The sequence below is a fragment of the Sphingopyxis sp. sgz302558 genome, assembly GCF_057220455.1.
Window position 1 is genome coordinate 1 of sequence record NZ_JBXPUZ010000017.1, and the last position, 8841, is coordinate 8841.

The 8841-nt window shown below is 58.8% G+C and carries 8 protein-coding genes; 7 read left to right on the plus strand and 1 reads right to left on the minus strand.

Translation table 11 applies throughout. The annotated features are described in order from the left end of the window. The first annotated feature begins 193 nt into the window (after nucleotides 1-193). The 7 genes from AC2TC0_RS15970 to mobF all read left to right on the plus strand — a co-directional run bounded on the left by AC2TC0_RS15970 (nucleotide 194) and on the right by mobF (nucleotide 8395). A complete protein-coding gene (locus AC2TC0_RS15970; RefSeq protein ID WP_484718441.1) occupies nucleotides 194-1417 on the plus strand; it encodes a tyrosine-type recombinase/integrase in 1224 nt (407 codons plus the stop codon). Between the two features lie 36 nt (nucleotides 1418-1453). Further along, nucleotides 1454-2323 (plus strand): hypothetical protein, encoded by an 870-nt coding sequence (locus AC2TC0_RS15975; protein WP_484718442.1) that lies wholly within the window; start codon nucleotides 1454-1456, stop codon nucleotides 2321-2323. A gap of 178 nt (nucleotides 2324-2501) precedes the next feature. Continuing rightward, a complete protein-coding gene (locus AC2TC0_RS15980) occupies nucleotides 2502-2687 on the plus strand; it encodes a helix-turn-helix domain-containing protein (RefSeq protein WP_484718443.1) in 186 nt (61 codons plus the stop codon). A 66-nt stretch (nucleotides 2688-2753) separates the two neighbouring features. After that, nucleotides 2754-3239: a hypothetical protein gene (locus AC2TC0_RS15985; protein WP_484718444.1), complete on the plus strand. Its 486-nt coding sequence runs from the start codon at nucleotides 2754-2756 to the stop codon at nucleotides 3237-3239. Nucleotides 3240-3447: 208 nt separating this feature from the next. Beyond that, nucleotides 3448-3828: a hypothetical protein gene (locus AC2TC0_RS15990; protein WP_484718445.1), complete on the plus strand. Its 381-nt coding sequence runs from the start codon at nucleotides 3448-3450 to the stop codon at nucleotides 3826-3828. Beyond that, nucleotides 3825-5645: a type IV secretion system DNA-binding domain-containing protein gene (locus tag AC2TC0_RS15995; RefSeq protein WP_484718446.1), complete on the plus strand. Its 1821-nt coding sequence runs from the start codon at nucleotides 3825-3827 to the stop codon at nucleotides 5643-5645. Before AC2TC0_RS15990 ends, AC2TC0_RS15995 begins: the two co-directional genes overlap by 4 nt. Continuing rightward, nucleotides 5645-8395, plus strand: coding sequence for a MobF family relaxase (mobF, locus tag AC2TC0_RS16000; RefSeq protein ID WP_484718447.1), 2751 nt, complete (start codon nucleotides 5645-5647; stop codon nucleotides 8393-8395). Before AC2TC0_RS15995 ends, mobF begins: the two co-directional genes overlap by 1 nt. Before the next feature lie 57 nt (nucleotides 8396-8452). Here the strand turns inward: mobF and AC2TC0_RS16005 are convergent. Next, nucleotides 8453-8841 (minus strand): 5-methylcytosine restriction system specificity protein McrC (locus AC2TC0_RS16005; protein ID WP_484718448.1); only part of this gene is annotated, 389 nt, incomplete at its 5' end.

An 8841-nucleotide genomic window follows, 5' to 3' on the forward strand; every position in this document is an offset into this window, starting at 1 on the left:
CCGGTTCGATTCCGGCTCGGGCCTCCAAAATCCTGACTGAGAATGTCTGTCAGTGATTGAAATTTCCCAGTTTTCTGCTAGTTTTGAGGCATCTACTGATTGTCAGTGGTTGCCCCTGTTTGCCTATAATTGCGGCTGATGGGGGCCTAATTTGGGGGCCTCGTGAAGCCCCCATCTGGAGCGAGGCCCCCAAATGGCACTTACAGACGCTGCAATCCGCAAGACCAAGCCACGGGACAAGGCCTATAAGATGGCGGACTCGCAGGGGCTTTACCTGCTGGTTAATCCCGGTGGCAGCAAGCTGTGGCGCGTCAAATATCGCATCGACGGCGTGGAGCGGAAACTTGCGCTGGGGTCCTATCCTGAAATCACGCTGGCAGAGGCACGAGCAGCGCGCGATGCGGCGCGAAAGCAACTCGCGCACGCCGTCGATCCCAATGTCGCAAAGCGGCAGGCGAAGATCGAGGCGAGCATTCGGGCGAGCAACAGCTTTGCCAGCGTTGCCGAAGAACTGATCGCCAAGAAGGAGCGCGAGGGCCTTGCCCAGCCGACCTTGAAGAAAATGCGGTGGTTCGTCGAGCTGCTGGGCAATGATTTCGGCAAACGTCCCGTCACCGAAATCAAGCCACAGGAGCTATTGCACGAGCTGCGCAAACACGAACGGCGAGGCCGTTTGGAAACCGCCAACCTCCTTCGCGCTTTCGCCAGCCGGGTCTTCCGGTATGCGGTCGCAACGGCACGGGCCGAAACCGATCCAGCCCATCTGTTGATCGGTGCGCTGACATCGCCAAAGGTAAAGCACTTTGCGGCCATCACGGACCCCGAAGAGTTCGGTACATTGCTGCATGTGATCGACGGCTATCAAGGCGACCCGTCAGTTATGAACGCGCTAAAGCTAACACCGCATGTCTTCCAGCGCCCCGGCGAAATCCGTCAGATGGAATGGGCAGAGGTTGATTTTGACAAAGCCGTCTGGACCATCCCGATTGCCAAAATGAAGACGCGCCAACCGCATGCCGTTCCGCTTTCGCGTCAGGCGCTTAACATCCTCAAAGAAATGCGTTCGCTGTCCGGGTCAGGACGATATGTGTTTCCCTCGATACGCTCGCTGCAAAGGCCGATCAGCGAAAACACCGTCAACGCAGCCTTGCGCCGCATGGGCTATTCGAAGGAACAAATGACCGCGCACGGCTTCCGCACGTCAGCCTCATCGCTCTTGAACGAGTCCGGCAAATGGAATCCCGACGCCATAGAACGCGCGCTTGCGCATATGGTGGCGGGCAGCGTTCGGCGGATATACAATCAATCGGCCTATTGGCAGGAACGGGTTTTGATGGCGCAATGGTGGAGCGACTACATCGACAAGCTGCGGGAAGGAAAAGGTCAATGGGAAACACACAATCGGCTGGCCGCCTAATAACCTGCCCTTGTAGCGCAGCTCGGAGCTAGCAAGGTGGACGCCCGGGACGAAGCGCGATCATTGCGGAGAATTGCCGCTCGGGTTCTTAACCGGAACGTCAAGGACGGACTTGACGAACTTGACCACATCACTGCTGCAATTGATGCAGCAATCAGATGGCGCTTCATCCTGAGCGCGTCGCTGTGCTGCTTTTTCACCCTGATGTTCTCTCTCGCGCTGATTGTTTGGGTCGGGGAGGAGCTATCTGGCAGAACATCCGGCAATGCTGGCCTCGCCTTGCTAGCCATTTTCGCGGCGGCTGCGCTTGCTCCCGTCCTCTACTGGCGAAGTTATCAATATGGTCTCGCGCCATTCGGGCCACCGAAGCCGGGCTTCTATGCCGGAGCGAGCAAGGCGTCCGTCGATGCGCTGGAAAAACTCTTCACCTATCTCCAGCAAGAAACGTCACCACAGCCATTCGCTTTCCGGACTAACAGCAGCAAGCGCTATCTGGACCGCCGTCAATTCTTCGGCACTTTGCGCGCTTTGGCTTTTTCGAAATATGCGGGAATCCGTTCAGGCTGTCTGCCGCCTTACGGCCTTTGGCAATCGAAGATGATCTATCTTGACGCCGATGCGGACGAGATCATGGCAGCTATCAATGCGAAACCAAAGGCGGGGGGTCGCAAGAAGGAATTCGACTATGCAACGATCCTGCTACGGCTTGTCGATCATCCCGCTTTGAGCGCCATTGATCTGGACGCACATGGCAGCACATCGAAGATCATGAAACTGATTCGCGATGTCTGCGTTGCCGATGAAGATGACTTAATGGGCGTCGACGTCCCCGAAGAGACCACTTTACGAAAATTTGCTGCGGAAATCGAAGCGGCGTTGAAGAAAAATCGCCTGCAAGGAAAATAGGTCGCACTCTCGCATTTCCGAAGAATCTCGGAATTTCGCCATTTTCGATAAGGCCGCGTTGCCGAACTTTCCAAACAAGCGCGGTTGCCTGCGGCCTTCGGGTTACCGTGCGACGCACTGGCAACTCTGTGCAACCTGAGACGTCTCTCGCCACCATTTGGCGACCAAGGAGACGAACATGGAACCAATAGCAATTTCAGTAAACGGTGCCGCCAAGGCTTTGGGCGTTGGCCGGTCATCAATCTACGGCCTGCTCAAATCAGGTCGGTTGGAAGCGATCAAGATCGGCAGGCGCACGCTGCTGACGACAGCCTCGATCAACCGGCTCGCCCAAGGCGAACTTGGCGAGCAGACCCGCCAGTAGGGCCGCACCCGGTCATTGCCAATGCCACCCCCTGTTGGCTCATCATCAAATCGAAAGGATCACACCATGCGCCCTTCGCGCCGGGTTACACACCGCATTGATTTTCCCCGCGACATTGAAATCATCCTCAAACCGCTTGTCGAAAGACTATTGGCGGACAACGATGATGGACGCGCCTTGCAGGCGGCGCTTCGTCCGTTCTTTCTTGGCACAAGGCCTTGCATCGAAATCCTGCGAGGCACCGAAACGATCACCTATATCGAAGGCCCGCGCTACGAGATCGCCGGAGAGACTTTTCCGCTCGGCAGCCGGGTTTTCACCGAGGTCGGTTGGGTCAGCCTCGATCCCATTCAAAGCAGTGAATTGCAATCGCGATTGCGCGTCGAGATCGACCGCACCGTTTTCCGCTTCCTTGCGGAGAGCCGAACGCTGGACAGGGCATCACCCTATTGTCCGCAACCGAACCGTGCCACCGACGACGCGAAAGCCATCGCGTCGATGATCGCTTGGGCAAAACGGACAGCTCGGAGCGAGACGGTCGATGCCCAGTGAACAACAACATTGGAACAGTTGGCGGAATGGCTGCGATGCTACGCATCGAGCCAGTATTTCAGATACACACCCTACGCACGGGTGCACGCCTGATTTCCGCCGATTTCGCGTCGGGCTATCCGCGCGCCCTTTGGGGACAGCGACGGCCCAGCCCAGCAATTCCGCCCATTTCGGAGCGCGCTTATGGCGCGCTCCCGGAGAAACTCTCATGAATCGCATAAAACTATCAATCCGCGTCCCTGCGGGTCAGGAAATCATGATCCGGCGCATCGCAGAGGCGCGCGGGATGACCCGTTATCAAGCCCTTGCCCGTGTGATCGAAGCCGGATTGACGGCAATCACGGCCAAGCCGGTTGCGCCTGCTTCCAGTCCTGGCAACGCAGCTCTGTCCGCAGTTGAGTTGCGACTCTCTGTCATCGAAGCGCTGACTGACCGCAGCCTTTTTACGGCCAGCGCAGCCTATGCCTATGCCAGACGCGCGGCGCTGCGCAATGACAGCGATGCCGAGAAGTCAGACTCTGCAACCAGCGAAGCGGCGCAGGCATCCTACAAACGTCAGCGCGCGTTGGCAGCGGAGGTGCTGTCATGAGCCACGATCACGACAATCTGTTGCGTGGACAGGGGCTGTTCCGCCAAGCCATTTCCGGCTTTGCCGCGCGTTGGAGATTTTATCTCTGGACGACTGTGGGCGTTGCTGCGCTGGGTGGTATCGGCGTTCCGATCAACACCGTCGAACCGTGGCAATTCAAATGCGCTTTGCAGCACGGGCAAGGCAGCTTGGTTACATGGATAGCCAGCGGCAAATCTGACCCGACAATCACCATCAGTTCGGGCGGCCAAACCGGCCCGGTGCGAGCGAGCATCCTTGCCAGCGATCCTGTCTGGATTCGCTGTTGGGACGATTTGAAGACGAAAGCAATTTTGGGTTTGGTCGCGGGTGGCCTGATGGGCTTTGGCCTATGTTTCGGGCTGGCCATCTGGATGCGCGACCGGGGCCGGAAGGCCGCGCTCGACAAATATATTGCAGGCACGCAGCTCGTGACCGAGCGCCAGTTGTGGCGATTGACCAAAGCCGCGACCAACGACCGGTCCATTCGCGTTGCAACTGTTGGAATCCCTGAATGGCTCGAATGTCGTCACTTCGCCTTTTTGGGCACGACCGGTGCAGGAAAGACCACTGTCTTGCGCCAGATGCTCGATATGGTCGAAGCACGCGGCGAACCCGCTCTGGTCTATGACACCAGCGGCGAGTTTATCGCGCACTATTACCGGCCCGAGCGCGGCGATATCATCCTCAATCCGTTCGATGCCCGGTCAGCCTATTGGTCGCCATTCTCGGAAATTGCGCACCCGGCAGATGCCGACCGCATCGCGCGCCAGCTTGTGTCAGAAACCGGCGAGCGCGATGATGATGTCTGGCTGGAAACCAGCCGCATTCTGGTCGCCAATGTGTTGCGGGTGTTGAACGCGGAAGGGAAGACCACGCTTCCCGATCTGCTCAACGCCTTGCAGGCCAAGACCAAGGAGGAGATGAAGGTGTGGCTGGCAGGCACGTCGTCGGCGCGCACCTTTGAAGATGACGCCGACCGGGCGACCGGCAGCGTATTGTTCATGCTCGCCAAGGCCTCCAACCTGTTGCAGTTCCTGTGGCGTGAACCGGGAGAGAATGGCAGCTTTGCATTCCGCGACTTCATCAATGGGCTCGACAAGCACCAAGGCCCCAAGCCGTGGATCTTCGTTCCCCGCAAGGAAGACTATTTCGAGGCGATGAAGCCCTTGCTCGCCTGCTGGCTTGAATGCGCCGCGAGCGCGACCTTGGGGCTGGAGCCATCATCCAGTCGTCGCTTGTGGTTCTTCCTTGATGAGCTCGCCGACCTGCCGCGTGTCGATAACCTCACCCGGTTGTTACCTGAGGGGCGCAAGTTTGGGGCCAGTGTGGTGCTGACCTTTCAGGCCATCGGGCAGATGCACAGGCGTTATGGCCGCGACAGTGCCGAGGCACTTTTGGGTTGCTGCAACACCAAACTCTATTTGCAGCTGATCGACCGCGACACCCGCAAATGGGCGTCGGACAATATCGGCGATGTCGAGGTCGAAATCCGCAGTGGGTCGGACAGCTTCGAATATGGGCCGAACAGCGGGCAGACGTCGCTTGGCTCGGTGCGTCATGTCCGCGCAGCTGTGATCGAAAGCGATATGCGGCTCGAACCGCATCAAGGCTTTCTGCAATTGCCCGATGCCTTGCCAGTGGCAAAGATCAGGCTGACCCGCGCGCATATCGACGCGCGGGGTGATCCAAGGCAACGCAGTTTCATACCTGTGGACGTCAGTCGCTCGCTGTGGAGCAAGTTGCCCGCCAAGGGCGCGTCAGCCGAAGCCACGATCAAAGGCGATGGGCCGGTCTGATGGTTGCCACCATCAGTGCCATCAGCAGTTCGGCGCAAGCGTCATCCTATTATGAAGCGGATGACTATTATGCCGGAGATGGCCTGTCCCCAAGCGAATGGCAGGGCGCGGGCGCGCAAGCGCTTGGCCTGTCGGGCGAGGTCGAGCGGGATCAATTCCGCGATATGCTGGATGGCAAATTGCCGGACGGCCAGCAACTGGGCACGATCCGGGACGGAGCAAACCAGCACCGTCCCGGATGGGATGTCACCATGAGCGCACCAAAGTCGGTATCGATCATGGCCGAGGTCGCGGGCGACCGGCGTTTGATTGGTGTGCATGACCGGGCGGTCAAAACTGCTCTCGCCTTTGCCGAGCGCCATAGTGCCGCGACCCGTATTAGAGAGGGTGGTAAGGTTGACCGGCACCAGACGGGCAATCTTGTGGTTGCCAGCTTCCGCCATGACACTAGCCGTGCCCAAGACCCGCAGTTGCACACGCACAATGTCATCATGAACGCGACGCGCGACGCGGACGGCAACTGGCGCAGTCTGGAACCGCGCGCATTGTATCAGCTCCAGAAGGCCATCGGCGCTCGGTATCGGCAGGAGCTGGCCGTCAATGTGCGCGAACTGGGTTATGAGATTGAACCGGGCAAGGACTCGCTGTTTGAGATCAAGGGCGTTTCCGCCGAGGCCATCAAGGCATTCAGCGAACGCGCCGCGCAGGTTGAAGCGCGTTTGGTCGAGCGGGGGCAGACGCGGGAGAGTGCGTCTGCGGCGGAGAAACAGATTGCCGCACTCGATACCCGCGCGGTGAAGGAAGAGGTCAACCGCGCCGAACTGGTCAAGGATTGGCGCGAAACGGCGGATAGTGCCGGATTTGATCAAGCTGCTCGATTGGCCTTGGTCGCAAATGCCGAACAGACGGCGGCACGGGATGAACATGCGCCGATGTTGACTGCACAAGGCGAAATCACTGCGCATCAGGCTGTTGCTTTTGCCGCCGAGAAACTGGGAGAACGCCAGTCGGTTTTTTCGGCGGCGGACTTGGAAAAGGAAGCCGGACGGTTTGGGCTGGGGACTGTTACCCAAACCCAGATCAGCGCGGCGATTAGCCGGGCAGCCAAAGATGGGGCGCTTGCGCCGCGCACGTTCATCGACAAGCGTGGTGCGGAGTTTGGCGGCTTCACGACCGCGAGCAACATTGACAATGAGCATCGACTGTTGCGCGCCGAGGCCAATGGGCGCGGCAAGATCGTGGCGATCCAGACCCCGGAACAGGCTGCAAAGGCCGTTGCCCGCGCTGCGCTTTCGTCAGACTATCCATGGACAGCAGATCAGCGCGAAGCAGCGAAGGCTTTGCTCACCAGTCAGAACCGCGTGACCGCCGTTCAGGGCTATGCCGGGACGGCGAAGACAACGACGGTACTGGCGACACTGGCGCATGAGGCCGCAGCGCAAGGGCACAAGATCGCCGCTCTCGCCCCAACCGCGTCGGCTGCACGCACGCTTGGCGACGCCCTTGGCACACTTGGCGAAACTGTTGCCAAGCATCTGATGGGCGAGCACTCTATTGCAACCAATGGGCGCAGTGTCTGGATTGTGGATGAGGCGTCGATGCTTTCAGCGCGCGATACCGCGACATTGCTGGAGTCCGCCGAGAAAGCAAAAGCCCGCGTCATTCTTGTCGGCGACGTCAACCAGCTTGGTTCCGTTGGTGCCGGAGCCGCCTTCGCGCAGTTGCAGGGTGCTGGCATGGAAACCGCCAAGCTCGCCGAAATTGTTCGTCAGACCAATCCGCTGACAAAGGAGGCGGTCGAAGCCAGTATTCAAGGTGATGCCCGCCGCGCGCTTGACGCGCTGGACCGTGGCGGTGGCAGGATCATCACCAATGCCGATCCTGTCGAGCGGATGAAGATGATGGCACGGGATTACGCGGCGCTGACGCCCAAGGAACAGCGCAGCACGATTGTTATCGATCCATCACGCTCAGGCCGCGACGCGCTCAATGCCGAGATCAGGACGCAGCTGATCTCCAACGGAAGATTGACCGGCGAAGCCGTGGCCATGCGCACGCTCGAATCCAAAGGCCTGACCAATGCCGAGGCCCGCGACGCCCGCAGCTATGAAGTCGGTGATGTCATCCGCTTTGCGCGTGACTATGCCGACAAGGGCATTGCGAAGCGCGAGACCGTCACCGTGAAGGGCGTTGATCCGGCCAAGAACGCGGTGTCTCTGGAAAAGTCAGATGGCAGCACCGTTGACTGGCGACCGCGCCAATGGGGCGCTGGAAAGAGCGAGGTGTTCACCCCCAGCACCATCGACTTGATGAAAGGTGACCGAATCGAGTTCACCCGCAACGACCGTACCCAATCCCGCGAGAATGGCGGGCGTGCGCAAATCGTGTCGGTAAGCGCCGAAGATCAGACCGCCCGCATCCGGCTCGACAGCGGCAAATTTCAGACGCTTGATCTGACCCAATCCACCGACCAACATCTGCGCCACGGCTATGTCCAGACCGCGCACGCGGCACAGGGCCGCACCGCCGAACGCGTGATGATCCACGCCGACAGCCGTGCCGTCAATCTGGTGGATCGGAAGATGATGTATGTCGGGATTTCAAGAGCGAAGGTGTCGGCGGCCATTTATACCGATGATCGAGCAAAGCTTGTTGCGGGGATCAGCCAGAGAGCGGGTTTAACGCAAACGGCAATTGAAAATGCGATGGGATCGAGCAATTCTAAGGCTATGGGGGCGGGGCTGGGATGACTCCAGCGTCACTTAATCAATTGAATGAACAATCAAGTTAATAGTAAACAATGCATATCAGGATATTTCGGACATTCCCATTGGGCAGAGCGATTGAGACGTTTCCGAAACGCCTCCCGACTTTGACGTTGCGATTTCCCCGGGTGACAACAGGTCCGTAAGTTGCTGCACGACCGCCGCCTTGCCACGTAGAAGATCGACACTCGCAATCCGCAGCCGTTCATCGCCCTCTAACATTGCGTAACCGGCTTCGAGTGCCCCAGTGCCAAGCCCCGCGTGATGGGGATAGAGCAACATCACATCCCGGCACCGGTATAGCCTTGCGTAAGCCATCATTTGATAAACATCGGACTGCGAAACACCGCGCTTCTTGTCTTCAGGATTCCGACCGACCAGCTTCCACTTAGTATCGATCACAGTCACCACGTGACCATTGCGCTTGATGA

Coding starts and splice junctions, on each gene's coding strand:
- AC2TC0_RS15980 (WP_484718443.1), top strand. CDS start 2,502: ATGGAACCAATAGCAATTTCAGTAAACGGTGCCGCCAAGGCTTTGGGC.
- AC2TC0_RS15995 (WP_484718446.1), top strand. CDS start 3,825: ATGAGCCACGATCACGACAATCTGTTGCGTGGACAGGGGCTGTTCCGC.
- AC2TC0_RS15985 (WP_484718444.1), top strand. CDS start 2,754: ATGCGCCCTTCGCGCCGGGTTACACACCGCATTGATTTTCCCCGCGAC.
- AC2TC0_RS15970 (WP_484718441.1), top strand. CDS start 194: ATGGCACTTACAGACGCTGCAATCCGCAAGACCAAGCCACGGGACAAG.
- mobF (WP_484718447.1), top strand. CDS start 5,645: ATGGTTGCCACCATCAGTGCCATCAGCAGTTCGGCGCAAGCGTCATCC.
- AC2TC0_RS15990 (WP_484718445.1), top strand. CDS start 3,448: ATGAATCGCATAAAACTATCAATCCGCGTCCCTGCGGGTCAGGAAATC.